The 24,778-nt window shown below is 38.2% G+C and carries 20 protein-coding genes; 8 read left to right on the top strand and 12 right to left on the bottom strand.

Annotated elements, in window-relative coordinates; all coding sequences use genetic code 11:
* Positions 1 to 97: 97 nt before the first annotated feature.
* Positions 98 to 4,567 (top strand): GEVED domain-containing protein, encoded by a 4,470-nt coding sequence (locus ODZ84_RS11630; protein ID WP_266172467.1) that lies wholly within the window; start codon positions 98 to 100, stop codon positions 4,565 to 4,567.
* A gap of 107 nt (positions 4,568 to 4,674) precedes the next feature.
* Here ODZ84_RS11630 and coaE read toward each other — a convergent pair whose 3' ends face one another.
* The 4 genes from coaE to ruvB all read right to left on the bottom strand — a co-directional run bounded on the left by coaE (position 4,675) and on the right by ruvB (position 8,106).
* A complete protein-coding gene (gene coaE / locus ODZ84_RS11625; protein ID WP_266172465.1) occupies positions 4,675 to 5,310 on the bottom strand; it encodes a dephospho-CoA kinase in 636 nt (211 codons plus the stop codon).
* 10 nt (positions 5,311 to 5,320) lie between these two features.
* The gene (locus ODZ84_RS11620) at positions 5,321 to 6,187 is read right to left on the bottom strand and encodes an MBL fold metallo-hydrolase (RefSeq protein ID WP_266172464.1); all 867 of its coding nucleotides are present in this window, start codon (positions 6,185 to 6,187) and stop codon (positions 5,321 to 5,323) included.
* 22 nt (positions 6,188 to 6,209) lie between these two features.
* Positions 6,210 to 6,821 (bottom strand): FMN-binding negative transcriptional regulator, encoded by a 612-nt coding sequence (locus tag ODZ84_RS11615; protein WP_266172462.1) that lies wholly within the window; start codon positions 6,819 to 6,821, stop codon positions 6,210 to 6,212.
* A 262-nt stretch (positions 6,822 to 7,083) separates the two neighbouring features.
* A complete protein-coding gene (gene ruvB / locus ODZ84_RS11610) occupies positions 7,084 to 8,106 on the bottom strand; it encodes a Holliday junction branch migration DNA helicase RuvB (protein WP_266172461.1) in 1,023 nt (340 codons plus the stop codon).
* Between the two features lie 254 nt (positions 8,107 to 8,360).
* Between ruvB and hutI the strand changes: the two genes are divergently transcribed.
* From hutI to ODZ84_RS11595, 3 genes are all read left to right on the top strand, one after another.
* The gene (gene hutI / locus ODZ84_RS11605; RefSeq protein ID WP_266172459.1) at positions 8,361 to 9,584 is read left to right on the top strand and encodes an imidazolonepropionase; all 1,224 of its coding nucleotides are present in this window, start codon (positions 8,361 to 8,363) and stop codon (positions 9,582 to 9,584) included.
* A 214-nt stretch (positions 9,585 to 9,798) separates the two neighbouring features.
* The gene (gene hutG, locus ODZ84_RS11600) at positions 9,799 to 10,719 is read left to right on the top strand and encodes a formimidoylglutamase (protein ID WP_266177361.1); all 921 of its coding nucleotides are present in this window, start codon (positions 9,799 to 9,801) and stop codon (positions 10,717 to 10,719) included.
* A gap of 134 nt (positions 10,720 to 10,853) precedes the next feature.
* Positions 10,854 to 12,146, top strand: a complete 1,293-nt coding sequence (locus tag ODZ84_RS11595) for an aldehyde dehydrogenase family protein (protein WP_266172458.1) — start codon at positions 10,854 to 10,856, stop codon at positions 12,144 to 12,146.
* A gap of 101 nt (positions 12,147 to 12,247) precedes the next feature.
* On the opposite strand, the gene pyk is transcribed toward ODZ84_RS11595, so the two are convergent.
* The 5 genes from pyk to ODZ84_RS11570 are packed head-to-tail and all read right to left on the bottom strand — an operon-like array spanning position 12,248 to position 16,429.
* Complete coding sequence (gene pyk, locus ODZ84_RS11590; protein ID WP_266172457.1) at positions 12,248 to 13,693, bottom strand: pyruvate kinase; 1,446 nt, start codon at positions 13,691 to 13,693, stop codon at positions 12,248 to 12,250.
* A complete protein-coding gene (locus ODZ84_RS11585; RefSeq protein WP_266172456.1) occupies positions 13,686 to 14,159 on the bottom strand; it encodes an IPExxxVDY family protein in 474 nt (157 codons plus the stop codon). The genes pyk and ODZ84_RS11585 overlap by 8 nt, the downstream gene beginning before the upstream one ends.
* Complete coding sequence (gene rnc / locus ODZ84_RS11580) at positions 14,137 to 14,901, bottom strand: ribonuclease III (protein ID WP_266177312.1); 765 nt, start codon at positions 14,899 to 14,901, stop codon at positions 14,137 to 14,139. The genes ODZ84_RS11585 and rnc overlap by 23 nt, the downstream gene beginning before the upstream one ends.
* A 9-nt stretch (positions 14,902 to 14,910) precedes the next feature.
* Positions 14,911 to 16,155 carry a beta-ketoacyl-ACP synthase II gene (gene fabF, locus ODZ84_RS11575; protein WP_266177311.1) on the bottom strand — a complete coding sequence of 415 codons (1,245 nt, stop codon included), beginning with the start codon at positions 16,153 to 16,155 and terminating at the stop codon, positions 14,911 to 14,913.
* Positions 16,156 to 16,189: 34 nt separating this feature from the next.
* Positions 16,190 to 16,429 carry an acyl carrier protein gene (locus ODZ84_RS11570; protein ID WP_002976354.1) on the bottom strand — a complete coding sequence of 80 codons (240 nt, stop codon included), beginning with the start codon at positions 16,427 to 16,429 and terminating at the stop codon, positions 16,190 to 16,192.
* A gap of 543 nt (positions 16,430 to 16,972) precedes the next feature.
* Between ODZ84_RS11570 and ODZ84_RS11565 the strand changes: the two genes are divergently transcribed.
* The gene (locus tag ODZ84_RS11565; protein WP_266177281.1) at positions 16,973 to 17,452 is read left to right on the top strand and encodes a thermonuclease family protein; all 480 of its coding nucleotides are present in this window, start codon (positions 16,973 to 16,975) and stop codon (positions 17,450 to 17,452) included.
* A 175-nt stretch (positions 17,453 to 17,627) separates the two neighbouring features.
* On the opposite strand, the gene ODZ84_RS11560 is transcribed toward ODZ84_RS11565, so the two are convergent.
* On the bottom strand, positions 17,628 to 19,040 hold the full coding sequence (locus tag ODZ84_RS11560) for a hypothetical protein (RefSeq protein WP_266177280.1): 1,413 nt from the start codon (positions 19,038 to 19,040) through the stop codon (positions 17,628 to 17,630).
* Between the two features lie 289 nt (positions 19,041 to 19,329).
* Between ODZ84_RS11560 and ODZ84_RS11555 the strand changes: the two genes are divergently transcribed.
* The 3 genes from ODZ84_RS11555 to ODZ84_RS11545 all read left to right on the top strand — a co-directional run bounded on the left by ODZ84_RS11555 (position 19,330) and on the right by ODZ84_RS11545 (position 21,390).
* A complete protein-coding gene (locus tag ODZ84_RS11555; protein WP_266177279.1) occupies positions 19,330 to 19,599 on the top strand; it encodes a hypothetical protein in 270 nt (89 codons plus the stop codon).
* Positions 19,600 to 19,666: 67 nt separating this feature from the next.
* A complete protein-coding gene (locus ODZ84_RS11550; protein WP_266177278.1) occupies positions 19,667 to 20,494 on the top strand; it encodes a GLPGLI family protein in 828 nt (275 codons plus the stop codon).
* A 41-nt stretch (positions 20,495 to 20,535) separates the two neighbouring features.
* Entirely contained in the window at positions 20,536 to 21,390 is an 855-nt protein-coding gene (locus tag ODZ84_RS11545) for a GLPGLI family protein (RefSeq protein ID WP_266177277.1), read from the top strand.
* A 43-nt stretch (positions 21,391 to 21,433) separates the two neighbouring features.
* Here the strand turns inward: ODZ84_RS11545 and ODZ84_RS11540 are convergent, their stop codons facing one another.
* Positions 21,434 to 23,650 carry a peptidase domain-containing ABC transporter gene (locus tag ODZ84_RS11540; RefSeq protein ID WP_266177275.1) on the bottom strand — a complete coding sequence of 739 codons (2,217 nt, stop codon included), beginning with the start codon at positions 23,648 to 23,650 and terminating at the stop codon, positions 21,434 to 21,436.
* Positions 23,643 to 24,746, bottom strand: coding sequence for a grasp-with-spasm system SPASM domain peptide maturase (gene gwsS / locus ODZ84_RS11535; RefSeq protein WP_266177274.1), 1,104 nt, complete (start codon positions 24,744 to 24,746; stop codon positions 23,643 to 23,645). The genes ODZ84_RS11540 and gwsS overlap by 8 nt, the downstream gene beginning before the upstream one ends.
* Between the last annotated feature and the right edge of the window lie 32 nt (positions 24,747 to 24,778).

Genomic DNA, 24,778 nt, shown 5'->3' with positions numbered 1-24,778 from the left:
CTTTTGTTAATTTTTATCAAAAAAAACACGCTTATTTGTTAAATTAATAATAAAAAATGATTAGATTTGTGTAATTAATATAATATTTGAGAACATTATGAAGAAAAACTCTACTTCTTTATTATTTCTTTTGTGTTTGTTAAGTGTAGGGCTGCTCAGCAAGCTTTACGGACAGACACCAGCCACATTACCCTATAGCCAAAACTTTTCTACAGGTAATGATTTGACACTTTTGAACACAGGCCAGACCAACCAATGGTTCTATGGATCTGTAACAGGAAATCCCGGTGGCTCCCTTTACATCTCTAATGATAATGGAGTCTCGAACAGCTATAGTATTACTGCTGAAAGTGTAGTACAGGCCTATAGAGATATCACGATTCCTGCGGGTACGACCTCAGCAAGCTTTTCATTCGATTGGAAAGGTTTTGGGGAAAGTACTTATGATTATTTAAGAGTCTGGTTAGTTCCTGCTACTTTTACGCCCACTCCCGGAGTACAGATTGCTGCCGGAGCAGGCAGAATACAGGTCGGACAATTTAACCAGCAGAACTCATGGCAGTCCTACAGTTCACCAGCCATGAATATTAGCACATTTGCAGGAGGACCGATGCGTCTTGTCTTCGAATGGAGAAATGACGATATCGTAGGAACGAATCCGCCGATTGCCATTGATAATATTTCATTATTCATCCCAACCTGTTTTGTACCCTCTGCTCCTGTAGTTTCTGCGGTTACATATAATGGGGCAACACTGGGATGGACGACCCCGACTACGGCTCCTGCCAATGGGTATGAGTATTATGTTTCAACCACCAATACAGTACCTGGCCCTACAACTGTAGGAACGCCTACTGCTACGCCTACCGCAACTGTCGGAGGCTTACCGGGAGGAACGACTCATTATTGGTGGGTGCGGTCTGTATGTTCAGGGACAGATAAAAGTACCTGGGTACCGGGTCCGGCATTTACACCGGGACAGATCGGAACAGGAACGACAACGACAGGGAACCTACCTGTGTATTCCTGCTTCGGATATAGTTATTCTCAGCAGATTTATACGGCTGCCGAAGTCGGAGCTGCTGTAGGCCCGAATAATTATATCACAAAAATTAAGTTTTATGTAGATTCTCCGGCGACCACGCAGGCTAATTACAACCAGTGGGTGGTTTACATGGGCAACACAACTCAGGCCAATTACGCTACTACCACCAGTTGGGTACCGTCAACAACCTTAACACAGGTCTATTCAGGAACACTGCCGACTATGACAGCAGGTACCTGGGTGGAAATTCCTTTAACGACGCCATTCACATGGAACGGAACGGGTAATATTGTAATTGCAGTTGATGAAAATGCTCCTGACTATTCGTGTACTGCCAATTGGGGAAGCTATAATGCAGGGACAAACCGTGGTATCCTGTACTATAGTGACAGCACCAATCCGGATCCTGCTACACCTCCTACGGCGAGCAGCAGATATGCAGCTATTCCGAGAGTTCAGTTTGTGGCAGAACAGCTGCAGCCTTGTTCATCAGCACCTCCTGCAAACGTTGCTGTGAGCAATGTTACGGCTACGAGCGCTTTTGTATCCTGGACACCGGCTTTGGGTGCTACGTATGTAGTAAGATATAGAGTGGCTCCAAGCGGAGCATGGAATACGATTAATATCACAACACCTCTTGTTAATAATACAACATTGATCAACCTATTAGAACAGACGACTTATGAAGTTCAGGTAGCGACGATTTGCGGAGGTACGCAGGGAGCATTCTCCTCAAGTGTAAACTTTACAACCCCTGCGATTTCATATTGTTCGGCAGCCTCTACAAGTACTACTGTTGATGGATATATCAGCAATGTTACTGTAGTTCCTACGAACTCTATTGTAATGTCAAGTAATTCAAACTTCAGTAATTATACCGATTACAGCACAGATGCCTCAAGATTACTGACTTTAGTAAGAGGATCTACAGGAAATCAGATCTCTGTAACCAAAACCTGGCCGGGAACCCAGTATTCATTCGGGACAGGAGTTTGGATCGACTTTAACAGAAACGGAACGTTTGAGGCAAGCGAGCAGGTATTAACTTCACCAAGCAATACAACTTCTCCTGTGACGGCGACATTTACTGTTCCTACAGGTGCTTACTCCGGAAACTTTACCACACGGATGCGTGTCGTCTTAAGAGAATCTGCCGCAGCTACTGCCTGTGGTACATTTACCTGGGGTGAGGTGGAAGATTACGCTGTGAAATTAATAGATCTTCAGCCATGTTCAAGCGCTCCGCCTACCAACATTACGATTTCTAACCTTGCAGCTACTACCGCTACTGTATCGTGGATTCCGACTACCGGGGCAACCTATGTTGTAAGATACAGACTTTCTCCAGCCGGAACATGGACTACCGTGAATGTAACAACACCGCCGATTAACCTTTATAATATTACAGGTCTTACAGAGCAGACAACGTATGACGTTCAGGTGGCAACAGTATGTGGTGGAACCCAGGGGGCATTCTCTGCCACTACGACATTTACAACACCGGCATTGTCTTATTGTAATATGACCGGTACAGGAACAACCGATTATATCTCGAATGTAACAGTTACCTCATCTAACCCTGGAGTACTGCCAATGAGTAATACGTCCGTTCAGACCAATTACATCAGCTACACAGCACCTGCTACTCTGATTAATCTGGATATCGGTTCTACAGGAAACACCATTTCCGTAGCGAAAGGCTGGTCCGGTGCTACGTATAATGAAGCCGTCAGTGCATGGATAGATTATAACCGAAACGGAGTTTTTGAAGCGAGCGAGCAAATTTTAAATTCTCCGGCCAATACCACAACTCCGGTCACCAATACTTTCGCTATACCGGCTGCCGGAGTGTACACCGGACCACTGACGACAACAATGAGAGTTGTGCTCAAACGCACAAGTGCTCCTGTATTATGTCAGAACGCCATCAACGGAGAAGTGGAAGATTATGCAGTACGGCTGAGACCTTGTAGCAATGTTACACCCAACCTGCCGACATTTACCGTTACTCATAACTCTGCAGTCATTAACTGGACCGGAGCCACAAATAACCTTAGCTATCTGGTAAGATACAGAGTACAGGGACCTCCGGCCGGACCATGGACCGAGGTGTATGCTTCGACACAACTGGGGAATATTCCTCTTAATGTTTCAGGATTAACGCCTGCTACAACTTACGAGGTTCAGATTGCCGCTGTTTGTGGTGCCACTGCAGGTACATTTACAGCAGTGAGAACATTTACGACAAAATGTGATCCTACACCTCCTACAGTAACCATCACCAATGTGACGACGAACTCTGCAGTAGTTTCGTGGGGTCCGATTGCGGCAAGCTCAAACTATATTTTGAGATACAGAATCGTAGGGTCTACTTTACCGTGGACGGTAATCGATCCTGTGCCTGCACCGGGGAATACATTTACTTTAACAAATTTAACACCTTATACCACGTATGAAGTACAGGTAGCGAACAGATGTACCGGAGATACCGTAATTAATCCGTACTCCAATCCAAAAGTATTCACTACGGAAAGAACTTGTGAATTGCCACCTCCGGGATTAACCATTACCAACCTTACACCTACCTCTGCGGTAGTAGTCTGGGATCCTTTCCCGGGAGCTACTTACCTGTTGAGATACAGAAAAGTGGGGATTCCGAGCTGGACAACAGTAGCGGTAAATACCAATACATTGACGCTTACAGGTCTCCTGGAATTGACGAAGTACGAAATGATGGTAGCAAACGTTTGTAGCGGAAATACAACAGGTACCTTTACACAACCGTATTTCTTTACAACACCTACCGTAATCTACTGTCAGATGTCTTCAGCAAGTGCCGCCAACGCATCTATTGCAAAAGTTACTGTAAAACCTACAGGAAAACCCGTAATGGAAAATACTTCCGGAGCCTCCACGTATACAGATTACACAGGGGACCCTGCTAAGTTTATAGAGATGATTCAGGGATCTGCAGGAAATGAAATTACGATTGAGAAAAAATTAACATCAGGAACCAATGCAGCAATTGCAGTCTGGATCGACTTTAACAGGAATGGCTATTTCGATATCAATGAAAGAGTCTATACTTCTTCTGCTAACGCTACAACGCCTCTTACAGGAACCTTCACTGTTCCGGCAGACGCCTTCATCAGTATGACAGATTATAAATATGTTGTCATGAGAGTAGCATTACAGAAAGATGGAATTCCGGTAAACTGTACCAGCTTCCAGGATGGCGAAGTTGAAGATTACACGGTAAGAATTTCTAAAAATCCTGTACCAAACGCGATTAGCCAGACGGATATTGTAATTTATCCTAACCCGGTGAGCTCAGTATTGTATGTGAAAAATATCAGCCCGAGAGCCAATTATAAGATCTACAATTCTGCAGGACAATTAGTATCTAACGGAATTATTCTGAATAATAAGATTGACGTTCATGCATTGATCAACGGAGTTTATGTAATAGACATCCAGGATGGAGAACAAATTACGGTTCAGAAGAAATTCATTAAAGAATAATAATTACTTATTAAATAGAATTAGCTCTCAGAAATGAGAGCTAATTTTTTTATCTGCTGTCTGGATTTAAAAAAATAATCCCGCCGGAGGATTCCGGCGAGTTTATTTTATTCGATGTCGAAAATTATCTTTTCGGTTTGTTCCTTCAGATCCTCTAAATTGGTGTTGTTATAGATAATGCAGTCGGCAAGCTTTATTTTATCTTTTTCGGGCATTTGCTTCTCCATGATGGCCTCTACTTCACGGTAGGTTTTCCCGTCTCTGTCCATTACCCTTTTAGTTCTTATATTATCTTCAGCGGTTACCAGAAGAGATTTGTAACATTCTTTGTGGAGCTTCAGTTCAAATAACAACGCTGTCTCTTTAAAAACTAAATATTTGGTTTGTTCCTTCACCCATTTTTCAAAATCAACCCGCACGGCAGGGTGAATGATTTCGTTTAATTGCTGAAGCAGATCCTTATCGGTGAAAACTTTTTCAGCAACAAATTTCCGGTTATACAAACCATTTTCATCATATGCATTTTCCCCTAAAAGATCCCTGATTTTCACTTTTAATATTGGGTCTTCATTCACGATATCTTTGGCTCTTTCATCCGAGTAATAAACCGGAAATCCACAGTCTTCAATAAATCGGGCTACTGTTGTTTTTCCCGAACCGATTCCCCCCGTTAATCCAATGATCTTGGAATTCGATAACGGATCAGGCTCCGGTTTTTGTGCTTCTGAATTTAATTCTTCCATACTTAAAAAATTAATATCCAAAAACATCATTAAAACTAAAGGTCTCGTCCAGTCTCACCCCTTTTTCAGTCATTTTCAGACTGGCCAGCTCGTGATGGGCATCATGCTCAAAGAATAAAAGATATTCATTATCGATACACTGTTTCAGAAATTTTCCTTTTTCTTCCATGGTCAGAAGAGGTCTGGTATCATATCCCATTACATACACCTGGTTGATATGACCTGACGTAGGAATGAGGTCTGCTGCGAAAACAATTGTCTTATCCTGATATTGAAGAACCGGGAGCATTTGCTTTTCAGTATGTCCGTCAACAAAGATGACATCCATCTTCAGATCGGGTGCAAAACCATAATTTCCGGTAGCAGGAAGGGGTAGAAAGTTCAGTTGCCCACTTTCCTGAATCGGGATGATATTTTCTTTCAAAAAGCTTGCTTTCTCTCTCGGATTAGGCTCCGTGGCCCACTGCCAGTGGTTTTCATTGGTCCAGAACTGTGCGTTCTTAAATGCAGGCCTGTAGCCGGTTCTGTCATCGTTCCATTCGATAGCTCCGCCGCAGTGATCGAAGTGGAGGTGTGTTAAGAATACATCCGTGATATCTTCCTTCACAAAACCGTATTTTTTTAGATTTTTGTCCAGAGTATCATCGCCCCAAAGAGAATAGTGACCGAAGAATTTGTCATCCTGTTTATTTCCTAGACCACAGTCGATCAATATCAGTTTTTTTCCGTCCTCTACAAGAAGGGAACGCGTTCCCAGTTCGATCAGGTTTCTTTCGTCTGCCGGGTTTGTTTTTTCCCACAGACTCTTTGGGACGACTCCGAACATGGCGCCGCCATCCAGTTTAAATTTTCCACATTGTATTGGATATAGTTTCATATAATATTAAGTTTATAATGTATTATTTCTTTAACTGTTTCATTTTCTCAGCAATTTTTTTTCCGTTTTCATCACCATTTTCAAGATGGAAAATAATGTTCCGGAAATCATCTGTTTTTCTGTTCTGGGACAGTTTCTGTTTAATAAAAATCTCAGTCGGAATGATCTTCAGTCCGAACGCGCCCTTCATCTCCTTTTCCACAAAATCTCTTCCCATGTCTTTTGTCATTACAGGACATTTTTGAAATCTTTCGTATTGGGAAGTCAGTTTTTCCAGATGACGGTATAATTCTTCCTGATTCATCAATTTCACTTTTCCATAAATCTGAACTGCTTCATAATTCCAGGTAGAGACATTCATATGATCATACCAGCTGCTCGAAACATAAGCATGAGCACCCAGAAAATCACAGAGAACTTCATCACCGTCTTTTAAAGCTTTCGCCTGTGGGTTGGCTCTCGAAATATGACTTTCGATATAAATATTTTCTGTATCCTCTTCATTAAGCAGCATCATCGAATGCGTGGCTCTTATTTTATCCACAGAAGAAATCAGTAGCGCAAAAGAATTCTCCCTGATGATTTCTCTCATCAGCTGATCATCTTCGCTCTTGTATAACTTAGGTATAAACATTTATAATTAAAAGTAAATTAATAATTTTGTCTGGAAGTTTCAAAATCGTAGTTAATAGTTTACAATTTCTTCGATATTTATTTTTAAGAATGTAATTCTAAGTCAGTAATGAATTCTTTTTTCCTAAAAGTCTTTCCATTGCAAACAACTTTCTACAAGTAGACTATCCTGATTGAAAAATCGAAAGATGTATTTCGAATGACATTGTCTTTTTCTTGAAAATTACTTTGCTTCCAATAGTAGCTGTTCATTTAATTATTTATTAAAAAAGCTCTCCCGGATTTCGGGGTATCGCGATATTGAGATGCTTATATGCTTTATCAGTCACTTCTCTTCCTCTTGGGGTTCTGATGATAAATCCTTCCTGAATAAGGAACGGTTCATACACCTCTTCCAGTGTTTCCGGATTTTCAGCAATGGATGTTGCCAAAGCAGAGATTCCAACAGGCTTGCCTTTGAAATTTTCGATCATGACACGCATGATTTTATTATCCATTTCATCCAATCCGAACTCATCTACATTCAGAGAATTTAAAGCGTATATGGTGATGTTGATCTCAATTTCACCATTTCCTTTAATTTCCGCAAAATCACGGACTCTTCTTAAAAGGGCATTTGCTATTCTGGGAGTTCCACGGCTTCTCCGGGCAATTTCTATCGCTGCATCTTCATAAATTTTAACGCCTAAAACCCGTGCACTTCTGATGATAATCATCGATAACAATTCTATCGTATAATATTCCAGCCTGCTCTGGATCCCAAATCTTGCAAGCATCGGTTTTGTCAGCATCCCGCTCCTGGTGGTAGCTCCTACCAGGGTAAAAGGATTTAATCCGATCTGTACGCTTCTTGCATTAGGACCGGTTTCCAGCATAATGTCGATCTTATAATCTTCCATCGCAGAATACAGGTATTCTTCCACAACAGGCGACAGGCGGTGAATTTCATCAATGAAAAGCACGTCATTTTCTTCCAGATTCGTTAATAAACCGGCCAGACTGCCGGGTTTATCCAGAACAGGTCCCGAAGTAATCTTGCAGTTTACGCCGAGTTCATTGGCTATAATATTGGCTAGAGTTGTTTTACCCAGGCCTGGAGGTCCGTGTAATAAAACATGGTCAAGAGCACCACCACGTTTTTTTGCGGCAGTCACGAAAACTTCGAGATTCTCCAATGTTTTCCTCTGTCCTGCAAAATCCTTAAAACTCTGCGGGCGGATCTGTTCTTCCTGCATGAGCTCTTCGCGGGAATAATTGTCTTTATCTGGATGTAAAAAATCGGGCATTAATTCTATTTCATTTACTGTAAAGATAACAAAATTGAGATTAAGGCGAAAGATGGAGATACGATAAATTTCGCACTGAGATTAAGGATTATAATATGAGTATAAGCTGCAGTGTTTATCATTGACAGGATTAATAAATTTTAAGTATTTTTGAGAGGGAAATAGTAATAACAAATGATAAAGAGGTTGTACACAATTTAAATAAAATCACAAGCTGACTAATGTTCAGCCTCTTCATCTCAACGTAACAATACATGAAATTAATTGGCCCTTTCAGACAGGTGGTGACACTTGCCGATCTTCCGTTAAGAGGAAAACTTTCAGACGAACAGCTTGAAATAATTGTGGATGGAGGAATCTTAGTTCACAATGATAGAATTCAGCAGATCGGAAATTATGAAGTATTAAAATCAGAACATCAGAACATTGAGATCGAGACCATAGAGGGGGAGCAGATTGTTCTTCCTGCCTTCGTAGATTCCCACACCCACATCTGCTTTGGCGGAAACCGTGCCAATGATTTTGCAATGCGTAATGCAGGAAAAACATATCTTGAAATTGCTGAAAGCGGGGGCGGAATCTGGAGCTCTGTTCAGCATACACGGGAGGCTTCTGAAGAAGAACTCTTAAAAACCCTGCTGGAAAGAATTGATTTTTTAATTTCTCTCGGAATCACAACGATTGAAGTTAAAAGCGGTTATGGTCTGGATCTTGAGAATGAGCTTAAAATGCTTCGGATGATTAAAAAAGCGCAGCAACACACAAAAGCAGCTTTGGTTCCGACCTGTCTTTCTGCCCACTTAAAGCCAAGGGATTTCGATGGAAGCAATGAAGACTATCTGCAGTATATTATATCTGAAATTTTACCTAAAGTAAAAGAGGAAAACCTTGCCGACCGTGTGGATATTTTTATTGAGAAATCAGCATTTCAGCCTGAAGAAAGTAAAAATTTCCTGCTTAAGGCGAAAGCGCTGGGCTTCAGACTTACCGTTCATGCCGACCAGTTTACCCCGGGAAGCTCGAGAATTGCGGTTGAGGCCGGTGCACAGTCTGCAGACCATTTAGAAGCAACGATAGATGAGGATATTGCATTTTTAGCACAGTCTGATACGGTAGCGACTGCACTTCCGGGAGCGAGTTTAGGGTTAGGTGAAAAATTTACCCCGGCACGGAAGCTATTGGATGCAGGTGCCATCGTAGCGATCGCAAGTGACTGGAATCCCGGTTCTGCACCGATGGGGAATTTAATTACCCAGGCATCCGTTTTGGCAACCTTTGAAAAATTAACCACAGCAGAAGTATTGGCAGGCATAACATTCCGTTCTGCATTTGCTCTCGGATTGGAAGACAGAGGAAGACTGGAAAAAAATATGAAGGCTGATTTTGTCACTTTTAAAACAGATAATTTTCAGAATGTGCTTTACAACCAGGGAAGTTTAAAAGCGGAAAATGTATATATCAACGGAGAAAAATATTAAATAATAAATGCTTTACAGGATAAAATAATCCGGATTTTCAGTATGACCATTATGGCCCGATATTGGAACATGCGAATGGTCATGTATTATATTGAATGACAAATAATCTGAATATAAATAGCCGAATTCAATAATTTACTATTTTTAAATTACTGTTTCTATAAAAAATAGAGGGCTTGGCATGACGATCACACACCAATAAAAATAATTAATGATGAACAACATCTGGCAGGGAAGATTAGACGGTGAAGAACTTCTTCACCACAGAATATTTCAGAGAGTAAAAGAAGAAAATAATTACGATTCTGTTTCAGTGAATGATTTCGTTTTGCACGGATTTGCTGTTGATGAGGGCGTCCGCAGAAATAAAGGGAGAACAGGAGCACAAGATGCACCCGATGTCATCCGTAAAAACATGGTTAATTTTCCGGTTATTCTTCCGGATTTTTCACTGCTGGATTTTGGAAACGTAACCTGTGAGGACGGAAACCTGGAAAATGCCCAAAGCAACCTCGCCAAGAATGTTTCTAAAGTTTTATTAAAGGGCGGAAAATCTGTTGTTTTAAGTGGAGGTCATGAAGTAACCTACGGACATTACTTAGGCGTAAAGACCGCTTTTCCGGAACAGAAAATCGGAATTATCAATATAGATGCCCATTTTGACAACAGGCAGCCTGAAGATGGAGTAGGAGCGAGCTCGGGAACAGGATTCTGGCAGATCGCTCAGGAAGGAAAAATGCATTCTTTACATATCGGGATTCAACGAAATTCTAACACCCTGAAATTATTTGATACCGCTCACCAGTATGGCATGAAGTATATTCTGGCTGATGAATTGTTTTTTGAAAATCTGCCTTCCGTTTATCAGCGGATTGATGATCTTCTGGAAGAAGTGGATTTTGCTTATGTAACAATCTGCATGGATGTTTTTAATGCTTCTATTGCGCCCGGGGTTTCAGCTGCTTCGTACAACGGAATTTTTGCCGATGCTGCTTTTATGCATTTCTACAGGCATATCTTAAAAAGTGAGAAGCTTATTGCCCTGGATGTAGCAGAGGTAAATCCGTCATTCGATATACAGGACCGTACGGCAAGACTGGCGGCATCTCTTGTGAACGAGTGGTTTATGGTATAACGGAAAAACATATTTTTCCCATAGAGAAAATCATTATGTTAATTGAAGGAAAGAAACTAATTTTGTTGCTTTGATGATGCTTTTAGGAATAGCATCTGTAAATTCTTTATTGAATTTAAACTGAAAATTACATTATGGAACAATCAATTGAAAATAAGCTGGTTAAAGCTGACCTGGCCTTTGCAGAATGGAAAAAAGTGTCATTTGCTGAGAAACAGGTATTAATACGGAAAGCGGCTCAAATTTTAAAAAACAATTCAGAAAAATTCGGCAGGATCATTACAACAGAAATGAATAAACCGATATCGGAATCTGTTGCCGAGGTGGAAAAGTGTGCTTTAATGATGAATTATTATGCAGATGCGGAGAATATCTTAAAACCTGAAAAAGTAGAGTCAGAGTTTGCTTATTCTGAAGTTCATTATGTTCCGAAAGGAGTAATCTTAGGCGTGATGCCATGGAACTTTCCGTTCTGGCAGGTACTGAGATTTGCGGTTCCTGCTATTTTAGCAGGAAATACAATTGTTCTGAAACATGCTTCCATTTGTTTCGGAAGCGGAAATGCTATTGCAGAAGTTCTTTTAGAGGCCGGCTTTCCGGAAGGAATTTTTCAGAATCTGGAAATCGGGCATCAAGATGTAAAAGAAGTTCTTGAGCATCATATCGTAAAAGGTGTGAGTCTTACCGGTAGCGGGAAAGCAGGAGGAGAAGTAGCCTCCATCGCTGGTTTAAATATCAAAAAGTCCCTGCTTGAATTAGGAGGAAGTGATGCTTTTATCATTTTTGAGGATGCAGATTTGGATGAGGCGGCAAAGTCAGGCGCAAAATCCAGGCTTCAGAATTGCGGGCAGACCTGTACGGCGGCAAAGAGATTTATTATTGATGAAAAAATTGAAGAAGAATTCTTACCGAAATTTATTGAAGAATATAAAAAATACCAGGTGGGTGATCCTCTGAATAAAGAAACGGTACTGGCCGGAATGGCAAGAGCTGATTTAGCGGATGAGCTGGAGGCTCAGTTTGACAGGGCACTGGAAAACGGGGCGGAAATTATTATTCCCCTCGAAAGAATTTCAGATACAGCGTTTAACCCAGGGCTGATCAGAGTGGAAAAAGGAAATCCTATTCTGCAGGAAGAATTGTTCGGACCGCTGGGAATGGTCATGATTGCCAAAGATGATGAAGATGCCTTGCAGATCGCCAATGATATTCCTTTCGGGCTTTCAAATTCCGTATGGACCAGCACCAGAGAGCGTCAGGAATTTTTTATAGAAAATCTGGAATCTGGAACTGTCAATATTAACAGGATGACCAGTTCTGACCCGCGTTTTCCCTTTGGAGGGTCAAAGGCTTCAGGATACGGTACGGAGCTTTCCTTATTGGCACTAAAAGAATTCGTAACAGCGAAAACAATTGTTGGAAATTAACAGATCAAACAATATGGATATGAAAAACTCCCGAATTTTCTCGGGAGTTTTACTTTATCAAAAGCTAAATCAAGAAATTAGCGTATCTTATTTACGTACGATTAAACCGTAGTCAGTCTCAATGTATTTGTTTTTCCGCCTTCATAAGATGGAGTTGCATTGATATTGATAACAAAGTCTCCGGCTTCAATATATCCGTGATTATGAGTCAGCATATTCACCTGGATAATGGTTTCGTCAGTAGGTTTCTTCATATCATAATAGTATGCATGAACTCCCCAAAGAAGGTTTAACATGGTAATTACTCTCCTGTTACCACTATAGACGATGATATGAGAATCCGGTCTGTGAGCGGCCAGCTGGAAAGCGGTATATCCGGAATGAGTAAGGGTAACGATCGCAGAAACATTCGTTGTCTTGGCAATTCTTACCGCAGCAAGACATACGCGGTTGGTAATGAATCTCTCATCGATACAGTCGAAATTTTTTTCAATAGGCTCATTTTTATGCTGATAAAAATGGGTCATTTCGATATTCTTTACAATTTTCGCCATGTTTTCCACCACCTGAACAGGATATCTTCCTACAGAGGTTTCTCCGGAAAGCATTACCGCGTCAGCCCCGTCCAGTACAGAGTTGGCTACGTCATTTACTTCCGCCCTTGTGGGGGTTAAACTATTGATCATCGTTTCCATCATCTGGGTAGCGATAATTACCGGTTTGGAATAATATCTTGCCTTCTCAACCAAAGTTTTCTGAATAGCAGGAACTTCTTCCATAGGAACTTCCACACCCAGGTCACCACGGGCAACCATCAGTCCGTCACATTCCATCAGGATTTCGTCGATATTTTTTACCCCTTCAGGTTTTTCAATCTTTGCGATAATCGGCGTTTTGATTTTACCGTTCGGATGCTGTTTGATTAATTCTTTTAAGTCGATAATATCCTGAGCGTGACGTACAAAAGAAAGGGCAATCCAGTCTACTTCCTGGTCAAGCATAAAATTCGCATCCTGAATATCTTTTTCTGTAAGAGCAGGAAGAGAAACGTTTGTATTAGGAAGATTGACTCCTTTTTTTGAGCTTAAAGGTCCCCCTTGAATGGTTTTAGCTTTTACGGTATCGATTTCATTCGTTTCTGTAACTTCTAAAACCAGCTTACCATCATCAATAAGGATTCTTTCTCCAACTTTCACATCCTGTGGAAACTGCTGGTAAGTCATAAAAACTTTTGTAGAATCACCTTCGATCTTTTCGTTGGTAAAGGTTAGGATATCTCCAGGATTCAGATAAGAACCTTCTTTCACAACGCCTACTCTCAGCTTAGGACCTTGTAAATCTCCAAGAATACCTACCGAGTACCCATATTCTTTATTAAGTTCCCTGATGATTTCGATATTTGTACGAACCAGGTCGTAATCTGCGTGTGAAAAATTTATTCTAAAAACATCAACACCTGCTCTCATCAACCCTAACATCACTTCCTTCGACGATGAAGCCGGTCCAAGTGTTGCGATAATTTTTGTTTTTTTTAAATACTTATTCATAATACTGGATAATTTGATAGAGTTCCTCTTCGGAGCTCAATGTATAATCTTGAATCGGAAACACAAGATTTTCAGGGAGCAAAATTACGGAAAAATCAGGAAACTGTTCCGAACTGTGCAAAATATATTGCACTTCAACCTGATTATTTAATAAAAATTTAATGTTATCTTCTCCCGTGAATAACTCAGTCTGTAGTTTTTTTTGTTTACTTTCAGAAGATTTATTTGAAATGAAGGTAAAACAGGTCTTTGTGGACTTATGATACGCCTCGAATCTTGGAAAATAGTGATCAAAATAATCTCCTTGAAGAATCAGATCTTTCTTTCTGTAAAATGTAAGATTGTTATTCTGATTCACCCTGAAAAAAAATTCATGGTCAGGGATATGCTTTGCTAATCTTACCAATCCTATGGCAATATCTTCAAATTCTATATCGTCAAGATCATAAAGTTTTTGGATTTCCAAGTATGTTTTCTTTTTTGTTTAAAATATAAAATGCCCTTTGTGCTGCTTTTTCTTCTGCCTTTTTCTTGGAAGTTTCCGTAGCGTTGGCAATTTTTTCTTCTCCCAGCCATACATGGCACCGGAATACGATCGCCTTATTTACCTGGATCTCTTCACAGGTTTCATACTTTATGCCAATTTTTTTCTTCTGGCTCCATTCGAGCAGAAGACCTTTGTAGCTTACAATTTTGTTTTCAAGTTTGTTAATCTCACCAGGCGTTAAAAGTCTTTCCAAAATGATTCTTTTGCAAGCGTCATAATGGAAGTCCAGGTATACCGCACCGATTAATGCCTCAAATAAATTGCCGGAGATATTCTCACCCAGCGCTACTGCGGTGCCCGATTTCTGTAAAAGATCAGTAAGTTTAAGATCTTCCCCTAATTTATTAAGATTTTTCCTATTAACAATCTTAGATTTCATTTGTGTCAGGTATCCCTCGTTAGCCTGAGGATAGGTCTGAAACAAATGACAAGATATAATTGTACCCAAAACAGAATCGCCTAAAAATTCAAGTCTTTCGTAATTGCTGTCCTGATTTTTAGAAGAACTTTTTAATGAAAAAGCTTCACGGTAAAGTGCCATGTTCTGTACCTCAGTTCCAAGTATCGTGTTAAGTCTTGTACTAAGGAAGAGGTCTCTTTCCGTTAATTTTCTTTTTCTGTTTTTGAGAAGGAATTTAGAAAAGTATTTCTGTAACTCCATTCATTGAATTTAGATTTTCGTAAATAGAACGCAAGCGTTATGCCCACCAAACCCAAAAGTATTGCTCATGGCTACTTTCACATCTTTCTTCACAGCATCGTTGAATGTAAAATTCAGTCGGCTGTCGATATTTTCGTCATCAGTAAAATGGTTGATGGTAGGAGGAACAATACCATGAATAATCGTTCCCAACGCAGCAATAGCCTCAATAACTCCGGCTGCACCCAGAAGGTGACCGGTCATCGATTTTGTAGAATTAATCTGAATGTCGTAAGCATGCTCTCCTAATAATTTCGAAATTGCGTTAGATTCTGCAATGTCTCCTAATGGAGTAGAGGTACCATGCATGTTGATATGGTCTACTTCATCAGCAGTTAACCCTGCATCTTCCAGACAGTTTTTCATTACCAGGTAAGCTCCCAGTCCTTCAGGATGAGGTGCTGTCATATGATGTGCATCGGCACTCATACCACCCCCTTTTAATTCTGCATAAATGGTAGCCCCGCGTTTTATGGCGTGCTCGTACTCTTCAAGAATGATACATCCTGCCCCTTCGCCCAGTACAAAGCCATCCCGGTCTTTGTCAAAAGGTCTTGAAGCGGTTTTAGGATCATCGTTTCTTGTAGATAGTGCCATCATTGCATTGAATCCACCGACACCACTTGCTGTAACGGCTGCTTCCGAGCCTCCGCATACAATCACATCTGCTTTTCCTAACTGGATCAGCATTTTGGAATCGATTATAGCATTTGCTGAAGACGCACATGCAGAAACAGTCGTATAATTCGGACCGTGGAAACCATACTCAATAGAAATATGTCCCGGAGTAATGTCCGCAATCATTTTCGGAATAAAGAAAGGGTTAAACCTGGGAATATCCGTATTTGCCCATCCCAGAACTTCCGTTTCAAAAGTCTCCAGACCTCCGATTCCTGAACCCCAGATTACGCCGACTCTGTTTTTGTCAACCTGATCTTCCATAATTCTTGAGTGGGTTACTGCTTCTCTGGCAGCCACCATCCCAAGTTGGGTATTTCTATCCATTTTTTTAGCTTCTTTCTTATCGAAATGGTCTAACGGATTGAAGCCCTTTACTTCGCAAGCGAACTTTGTTTTAAAGTTTGTGGCATCAAAAAGAGTAATCGGAGCAGCACCGCTCTCACCTTTAAGAAGATTTTCCCAGTATTCTTTTGCATTATTTCCAATCGGTGTTATTGCTCCAAAACCGGTTACAACTACTCTTTTTAATTCCATAAACTTTTTTTAATTTCTTTTTTGTTGAAGAATATTATTTATTTACTACTTCTTCGATATAAGCGATAGCGTGCCCTACAGTAGTAATTTTTTCAGCCTGATCATCAGGGATTTGAATGTTGAATTCTTTTTCAAATTCCATAATGAGTTCAACGGTATCCAGTGAATCAGCTCCTAAATCGTTAGTGAAGCTAGCTTCAGGAGTTACTTCTGTTTCTTCAACGTCAAGCTTATCAGCGATGATAGCTTTTACTCTTGATGCAATGTCTGACATAGTAAATTATTTTTTTTAATTGTTAGATGGTGCAAATATATAAAATTCTTTACGATAAAACATTTTTTTAGTCTTTTTTGTGGGTAGACTATTCTTATTTTAAGCTGGATGTATTTAGTGTTTTCATATTCAGTCGGTTATGTTGCAATACTTTAAGTTTGGATTTTAAAATCATTACTTTCTGTTAAAAGGAACCGCATTGAATGTCTGGCAGCTGATTCTGTATTTTTTTATAGATTTTCCTGAAATATGTTGAAATAAAAATAGGTTTAGCATTTTCGGTCAGGATTACGTCTCAATTTTTAAATTCTGAAGATGTCCTTCATTTGCTTTTTTAAGAATCAGGGAAGCAACAAATGCCGTTCATTTATTATCTTTGTATTTAAATAAGTGGTTCCCGGAGATGGCTAGTGGAAAAGAACTTCTGCCATTCAAAATCTGCCGGAAGCGGAAAATGACTTGTTTTTATTTAAACTTTTTCTATTTCAGTTCTTTAAACAGTACCGTTGTCACCGGTAAAATAATCCCGACTCTTAATTTATAATGATAAAAATTTTTTACGCAGGCCTTCTTTTTTCTTCAGTAGTTATTTTTTCTCAGACCAAAGCTAAAATCATAGCCGTAAAAGATGGAGACACCGTGGTGGCTTTACTGACCAATAATAAGCATGAGACCTTAAGACTGGCAGATGTGGACTGTCCTGAAAATAAGCAGGCCTTCGGAAAAAATGCCAAACAGTTTACAAGCTCCCAGGTTTTTGGAAAAAAAATCACTTTTTACAGAAGTAAGAAAGACCGTTATAAAAGAACGGTGGCTAAAATTTACTATGATAACGGGAAATATTTATCTGCCGAAATCATAAAAGCCGGATTCGGATGGTGGTATTATCAGTATTCTAAAAATACTGCTCTTCAAGCCTATGAATCCCAGGCCAGATCAAAAAAGCTTGGCTTGTGGAGCGATAAAAAGGCGATATCACCATGGGATTTCCGGAAGTCCAGGAGGAAAAAGAAAATTTCCTGATCGGTGTCCCGGTAAAAAATTAAAATTCAGCCGGGTAGACTGTAATAGGAAGACATAAACTATGAGTAACCTTAGTTGGTAAAGAAATTGTTGCCTTCATACCAATCAACAAATAAAAAATGTTCATTCACACAAAATCCATTTATCTTTCTAGATTTTATTTTGAAAGATTTCTTTAAAATTTAAGTTTACGTAACCTGAAAAAAACAGTTCTGTATATCTTATAAACACCGGCTTTTTTCATCATTTCAATCTGGTGGTGTTTTCTCGTCGGGTTGATCGGGATCTTCGCTAAATTTTCACCCACATTTTTCAGCATTAGTTCGTAGATCTTATGAAAATACTTATCGCGGTCTTTCCTTTTTGTAGAAAGAAGCAGATTGAGTAAATATCTGTTGTTAAAAGGTGACATCACCATATTATGAATATTGGAGACTGATTTTGAGCTTCCGGCCCAGTTAGGCATTTTGTGTTCCCAGTAAAGAGCGTCAAGCAGGTGTATGTTGTGGGGCAGTGTGTTTTTCCATTCGTTGACCGCTTCTCTTTCGTAGGCTCCGTCCCGGAGTCCTAAAATATAGCAGATATCCTTTAGTGAAAGATGGTGGGGAAGGGGATCGTAAAAATTTCTGGAGACCTCGCTGATATTTCCGTTGATCAGGTATCGATCCGGGAAATGAATATTCATGAGATGCGCCATTTTCCGGCCTTTTACATCATCTTTCCATAGGTTGACATCGTTTTCTTCTGTCTGTATGGATGATAAATCATATTCAATTACTCTTAATTCTTTTGAGAAAGCATCTGTGATCTCTCCTGCAATTTTTACATCCTGTTTTCCATCTTCCGTTTTATGATTCAGCACAAAATAATGTATCCTGTCGGCACTTTTGAGTGAAGCGGCAAATAAAATTCTTGAATCCCAGCCTGCCGTAACGGCAAGACTCATTTTTTTCCGGTAAGACATGCTTTCCATCGAAGCTTCCAGAACAGAAAGTGCTTCTTTGGCCACTTGTACATTGTCTAAAATGGGTAACGGATTTTCAGGGTAAAACCGGGTTAGCTTTTTCTCTTTTACATCATAGTAGAAATTCGGAATCAGCTTAATAATGTGTTTAAAAGGTGTTTTGCTGAATATATTTATTTTGCGGTCGGTAATATATGGCGGTGCCTTTTCATCAGCGATATTTTTACCGTCTTTAATAAGCGTGGGTTGCGCGGCAATATATAGTTCATCATTTTCATTGGAGATGTACGTTTCCAGCTGCCCGGCTGCGTCATTAAATACATATATATCGTCATTGCTGAAAAAGAGAAAAGTGAAAAAACCGGTGAGTTTATTGAGTTTTTCAATTTTCTGTTCAATGTTTAGATGGAGTAAAGAATCTACGGCCTCTTTATTGGAGGATTTAGGATTCCCGGAATCAAAACATTCGCCGAAAAATATAACATCCTCTTTACAGATGAGATGATCTCTGTTCGAAGTGTGTATCTGAATGTTCAGGTTGTTGTGATAGACTATTTCCCCGTTATCCATGAGGGAATCAACTTTCTTATTGCTGATGATGTATTGAAACGGGAAAATCTCCATTGTTACTTTGCGTAATTGTCGCGGTAAATTTAGTGTTTTTTACCATTTGTGACGTGTTTTTATCAGAGGAAGTGGGTAGAAACTGTAATGTGTGATAATAAAAAATAATCCAAGCAATATTATTTGTTTAAATATTTATTGCTAAAATAATTTTCAAATTACTCTTTTTATATAAAAATGAAAACTTTTAGTAAGTTAATACTCACCTTTATGGTGAATAAATAATTATTCTTATAATTGTATCAGATTGCAATCTCAAATAAACAGTAACTAAAAAAAATTAAAAGTGATGACAAAATTAATTGTATTGGCAGCTTTCGGAGTTGCCGGGTTAGTGAGTGCTAAAGACAATGTGGAAAAGGGAAATTCTAAAGGACAAGAAATAACATCTAAGAAAGAATCCGTTTTAAAAAAAGGGAAGAAAGCAAAAGCTGCATTAGCAGTACGATGCGGTATAGTACAGGCAACCTGTACGTCTGCATATACATGTCAGGATTGGTCTGATGCTGAGTTTACAGAATGGGCGGAACAAATTCAAAATAATTATTGTCAATTGTAAGCAAAAATATTTCAACATAATCAAAGAATCGTTTAAGTTTTAAACGATTCTTTTAATCATAAAAATAATGAGCTTTATAAAAAACAGTATTTTAACCCTTATATTTTTATTAATTTTCTCTGTTTCATTTTCTCAGACTGCTACAAATGATTCATTACGTGGAGAATTTACTTATTTACTTCAATGTAAACCAAATACTGAAAGTCGGGATTATATCTATAAAGAGCTTTTCTCTTTAAAAGTAAGTGATCACCGCTCTTTTTTTATCAGTGAAAACAGATTGAAATTTGATTCCCTCGCTAGGTCACAGATTAATAAGAGCAGGAATAATTTTAATATTGATCTGAGGAATATGCCATCCTCAAAATTCAACTTTCTGATTATTCAAAATATGGAAGGCACGGTACAATTTTATCAGTCGCTGGCCATGACTCTGTTATCATATTATAATCCCGTTATTGACGACTGGAAACTTATTAATGAAACGAAGATCATTAATTCTATCGTTTGTCATAAAGCCCAAGTCTTCTTCAAAGGAAGAGACTGGACAGCCTGGTATTCACCTGAAATTCCTCTTCCTTATGGTCCGTACAAGTTTAGTGGTCTGCCAGGTTTAATTGTAAAAATAACAGACAGAACGGGAGATTATGATTTCGAATTGATAAAATCTGTACCCAGTTCAGACCTGACAGGAAAAGTTATAACAGTGAGTAAAAGATATTATCAAAATCCTAAAATAGTTACGGAGAGAGAATTTGTGAAAGCAAAAAGAAATTACAGGGAAAATATCAGACACCAATTAGAAAGAATGGGTACTGTCTTCTCAGAAGATCAAAGACCAAAAGCCACTGGAAAAGAAAATGAATATAACCCTATTGAGCTAAGTGAGGAGTAGCATCGAAAAATAATTAACATAATCAAAGGATCGTTTAAATTTTGAACGATTCTCTTAATCATAAAATGATGAGCTTCATAAAAAGTCAAATTTTAACAATTATATTTTTATTATTTTTCTCTTTATCATCGTCTCAAACAGCTGCGAATGATTCGCTACGGGGTGAATTTACTTATTTGCTCCAGCATAGGCCCAGTACTCTAAATAGGGATCATGTTTATAAGGAGTCCTTTTCATTACAGATAAGTAATAGCCGCGCTTTTTTTATCAGTGAAAATAGACTGAAATTCGACTCTATTTTTACGGAACAATTTAATAATAGAAAGAATAACTTTTTTAATATTGATATGAGAGGATTTCCACCATCGAAATTTAAATTTCTAATTATCCAGACAAATGATAATTCACAATTTTACGAAGCGGCGGGCATGACACTTCTATCGTATAATACCCCTGTAATTAGCAATTGGAAACTGATTAATGAAACGAAAGTAATCAATTCTATGCTTTGTAAAAAAGCAGAGGTACATTTTAAAGGAAGAGACTGGACAGCCTGGTACTCATCCGAAATTCCTCTTCCTTATGGTCCTTACAAGTTTAGCGGCCTGCCAGGTTTAATTGTGAAGATAACAGATAAAACAGGCGATTATGATTTTGAATTGATAAAATCAGTAGCAAGCTCTAGTCTAAAAGGAAAACTGATAAGGATAAATAAGGTGCGGTACCGCAATGCTAAATTAGTTACAAAGAAGGAATTAACTCAAGCGATAATAAATGCCAAAGAAAATGCAAAATATGAATTAGAAAGAATGGGTACTGTATTCTCAGAAGATCAAAGACCAAAAACCAGTGGAAAAGAAAATGAATATAACCCAATTGAGCTAAGTGACGAGTAGCATCAAAAATATTTAACATGATGTAAGATTTAATAACTACTTCTTAATTGCCAAGCTCCAGTTGATTTTTGACCAAACGATAGTATTTACCTTTCAAGGTTACCAGTTCCTGATGATTTCCTTCTTCAACTACCTTTCCTTTATCCAACACAATAATTTTATCAGCATTTTTTACTGTAGAAAGACGATGGGCAATAATTACGGCTGTTTTACCTTTAAGAAATGGTTGCAATTTTTCATGAATATGCTTTTCGTTATCAGCATCTAAGGCACTGGTTGCCTCATCGAAAAATAAATAATAAGGATTTTTGTATAATGCACGAGCGATCAAAATACGTTGTTTCTGTCCTCCGGAGATTCCATTTCCTGAAGCCCCTATTTTTGTTTTCAACCCGAGTGGGAGTTCATCCACAAAAGCCTTTATATTGGTTATTATTAGTATCTCATTTAGCCTTTGATAATCAATACCGACGTCGTTTGTTGCAATGTTCCGCTCAATTGTATCAGAAAAAATGAAGCCGTCCTGCATCACAACACCGCACTTTTTTATCCAGTTTTCAAAAATATGGTCATCCAGATTGGTCTCACCGATGGAAATGCTCCCAAGATTCGGTGCATAAAATTTTAGCAACAGTTTCATTAAGGTAGTTTTCCCACTACCGCTTATTCCTACAATTGCTGTGGTTTTGTTTCTGGGAATCAGTAAGTTGATGTCTTTTAAAATATAAGCTGAATTTTTTGTTTCGTACTGAAAAGATAGATTCTCGATTTTAACATCCGAATGTGTTGTTTGATCTTCAGCAAAACTGGCTGTGGAAGCTTTAGTACTCTGATAATTATTTATTTCATTAATTCTCGAAAAACTGAGTTTAGCATCCTGTAATGATCTGAAAAAACTTACAAGATGGCTTATGGGGGAGTTCATTTCTCCAATGATATAAGATATACTCAACATACTTCCCAGAGTCAAATGCCCTGAAACTACATTCTGAGCAACGATGTACGTGACAATAATATTTTTTAGACTGTTGATGCATTCATACCCAGATAATTGAATCTGATCAATATTTAACATCTTAAAATTAATTTTAAACAGTTTTTCCTGAGTACTTTTCCATTTATTTTTTTTATAATCTTCAAAACTGTTGAGTTTGATTTCCTGCATTCCAGTAATCAATTCCAGTGTATTTTCTTGGTTTTCAGAATTAAGATTAAACTTTTCATAATCAACAATTTTTCTTTGCGACTGAAAATAGAGTATCCATAAGATAGACAGTCCAGTAATGAAAATATAGTAAATGAGTATTTTCCAGTTGTAGTATGCTAGTACAAAGAAAAAAACACAGAAATTAATCATGGAAAATAAAGTAAGAATACTTTGTGAGGTCAAGAAGTTTTCGATTCTTTTATGGTCATAAATTCTCTGTATAATATCGCCCACCTGTTTAGAGTCAAAAAACCGCAAAGGCATTGTCATCAGTTTTCCTAAGAAATCCGATATAATATTAATATTTATTCTGGATCCGAGATAAATTGATATTCTGCTTCTGATAATCTCTATAATGGTTTGACCAATAAAAAGAGATAACTGAGCAATCAGAATTAGAAGAATAAAGTCGAGGTCCTTATTTTTTATACCTTTGTCTACAAGCTTTTCCGTCAAAAAGGGAAAGGCAAGGGTAAGAATACTTCCTAGGATTAAGGTGATGAAAATCTTTGATAATTCCCATTTGAAAGATTGTACATACTTTAATAAATGCTTGGAATTGATTTTTTCAAGATTATTATCATTACTGTAAAATTGTTCAGTAGGTTCTGTATATAGTGCGAATCCGGATCCATTGCCAGCCCATGATTTTTTAAAGTTAGTTTCACTTAACCGGATAAGACCATGGGCAGGATCAGCTATATAAAATGTCTTTTTTTGGGTGAAAATATTTTTTCCTATCTTATACAATATGATAAAGTGTTTCTGGTTCCAGTGTAATACGCATGGAAGCATATTTTCATCGATAAGACTTTCCAGGTCTGTTTCTACCACTGCATTATCTATACCTAGTTCATGGAAAGTATCGGAAATATTCAACATACTAACTCCTTCGCGAGAAATAGCAGAAATCTCTTTTAAATAAGTATGTCCAAATTCTTTTCCGTAATGTTTACTGATCATGCTGATACAGGCAATTCCACAGTCCATCTGATCTTTTTGAGGGACAAAAGGGAACTTGGAAAAAAAAACGGATTTTACTTTGTTACTCATATACTTTGCCTTTATTCTTTAATGGATTAGTACTCCCATCTTCCCATACAAATGTTTCAGGGTTGTATCCGCATTTTAAGGGTTTACTATATACGTCACTGCTATCCTGCAAAAAAGCTCTGCAGTCGGTACATGCATATCTGAATTCACAATCCTGACAGACTGAGATCTCATCTTTTTGTATGTTTCCAAAAAATTGGAATTCATCCTGCTTTATAATATTTTCTATGAAGGCATTTTTAATATTGCCATATTTTTTTTTCATGGATGGACAGTTTTTGATGTTGCCATCTTTATCAATCGTTACTTTTTTATAAAGGCATCCATTTTTTTGCTTAAGTTCATTATATTTCAGAATGTTGTCAAAATTCATAGATTCCTGTGTGATGACTCCGCAGCAGCTTCCACTGTTCAAAGGAGTCTGGGCGTAGTAAATATTTCCGAGGAGTAAAGGATAGAAATGATTCTGCTGAATCTTATGCTGATATATTCTGCTTTCGGGTGCGTTATATACAAAAATATGAGATAGGGAAGGGTAATCCTCAATCAGGTTGAGCAGAAATTCTCTATTAATTTTTTCATCATATTCAAAATGGAGTTCTACATAATTAATGTCTGTATCATTTATCAAACGGAGAAGTTTATGAATAAAATCTGTAGAAAATTCAGAATATAATCTTAGCTGGACATCATTGCATCTCAAGCTGTTTAATTGCTGAACTGTTTTTGAAAAAACGTCTTCAATAAAATTTTTAGGATCAATTTCGATAATGGAATCTCTAATGATATCAAAATCATCGGTTTCTTCGGATAGCTGAGGAAACAATTCCGGTGTTCTGGAAAGCATGATGATTTCATTTTCCAATAAATATTCTATAAATTCAGAAACAGAATCATGATCTTCGGAATCTACCATACTGAATGTATGACTTATTGGTTTTCTATCGATTTCTTTCAGTAGTTGATAATAATCATTCGAAATAAAGAAAAGTTCATTCCTTAAATAGTCTACAATAAGACTTCTTCCTTTTCCTTTTGTAATCTTACAGCTTGAGGTAAGAATTATGGTTTCATCAATGTATGTACTATTCTTCATTTTCAAAAAGTTTAAAATTTAAGGTCTTACAA

It is taken from the genome of Chryseobacterium fluminis (assembly GCF_026314945.1).
Taxonomy (GTDB): domain Bacteria; phylum Bacteroidota; class Bacteroidia; order Flavobacteriales; family Weeksellaceae; genus Chryseobacterium; species Chryseobacterium fluminis.
Note: the sequence above shows the minus strand (reverse complement) of the source record. Positions and strands in the feature narration are given on the sequence as shown.

Coding starts and splice junctions, on each gene's coding strand:
- ODZ84_RS11630 (WP_266172467.1), top strand. CDS start 98: ATGAAGAAAAACTCTACTTCTTTATTATTTCTTTTGTGTTTGTTAAGT.
- coaE (WP_266172465.1), bottom strand. CDS start 5,310: ATGGAAGAATTAAATTCAGAAGCACAAAAACCGGAGCCTGATCCGTTA.
- ODZ84_RS11620 (WP_266172464.1), bottom strand. CDS start 6,187: ATGAAACTATATCCAATACAATGTGGAAAATTTAAACTGGATGGCGGC.
- ODZ84_RS11615 (WP_266172462.1), bottom strand. CDS start 6,821: ATGTTTATACCTAAGTTATACAAGAGCGAAGATGATCAGCTGATGAGA.
- ruvB (WP_266172461.1), bottom strand. CDS start 8,106: ATGCCCGATTTTTTACATCCAGATAAAGACAATTATTCCCGCGAAGAG.
- hutI (WP_266172459.1), top strand. CDS start 8,361: ATGAAATTAATTGGCCCTTTCAGACAGGTGGTGACACTTGCCGATCTT.
- hutG (WP_266177361.1), top strand. CDS start 9,799: ATGAACAACATCTGGCAGGGAAGATTAGACGGTGAAGAACTTCTTCAC.
- ODZ84_RS11595 (WP_266172458.1), top strand. CDS start 10,854: ATGGAACAATCAATTGAAAATAAGCTGGTTAAAGCTGACCTGGCCTTT.
- pyk (WP_266172457.1), bottom strand. CDS start 13,693: ATGAATAAGTATTTAAAAAAAACAAAAATTATCGCAACACTTGGACCG.
- rnc (WP_266177312.1), bottom strand. CDS start 14,901: ATGGAGTTACAGAAATACTTTTCTAAATTCCTTCTCAAAAACAGAAAA.
- fabF (WP_266177311.1), bottom strand. CDS start 16,155: ATGGAATTAAAAAGAGTAGTTGTAACCGGTTTTGGAGCAATAACACCG.
- ODZ84_RS11570 (WP_002976354.1), bottom strand. CDS start 16,429: ATGTCAGACATTGCATCAAGAGTAAAAGCTATCATCGCTGATAAGCTT.
- ODZ84_RS11565 (WP_266177281.1), top strand. CDS start 16,973: ATGATAAAAATTTTTTACGCAGGCCTTCTTTTTTCTTCAGTAGTTATT.
- ODZ84_RS11560 (WP_266177280.1), bottom strand. CDS start 19,040: ATGGAGATTTTCCCGTTTCAATACATCATCAGCAATAAGAAAGTTGAT.
- ODZ84_RS11555 (WP_266177279.1), top strand. CDS start 19,330: ATGACAAAATTAATTGTATTGGCAGCTTTCGGAGTTGCCGGGTTAGTG.
- ODZ84_RS11550 (WP_266177278.1), top strand. CDS start 19,667: ATGAGCTTTATAAAAAACAGTATTTTAACCCTTATATTTTTATTAATT.
- ODZ84_RS11540 (WP_266177275.1), bottom strand. CDS start 23,650: ATGAGTAACAAAGTAAAATCCGTTTTTTTTTCCAAGTTCCCTTTTGTC.
- gwsS (WP_266177274.1), bottom strand. CDS start 24,746: ATGAAGAATAGTACATACATTGATGAAACCATAATTCTTACCTCAAGC.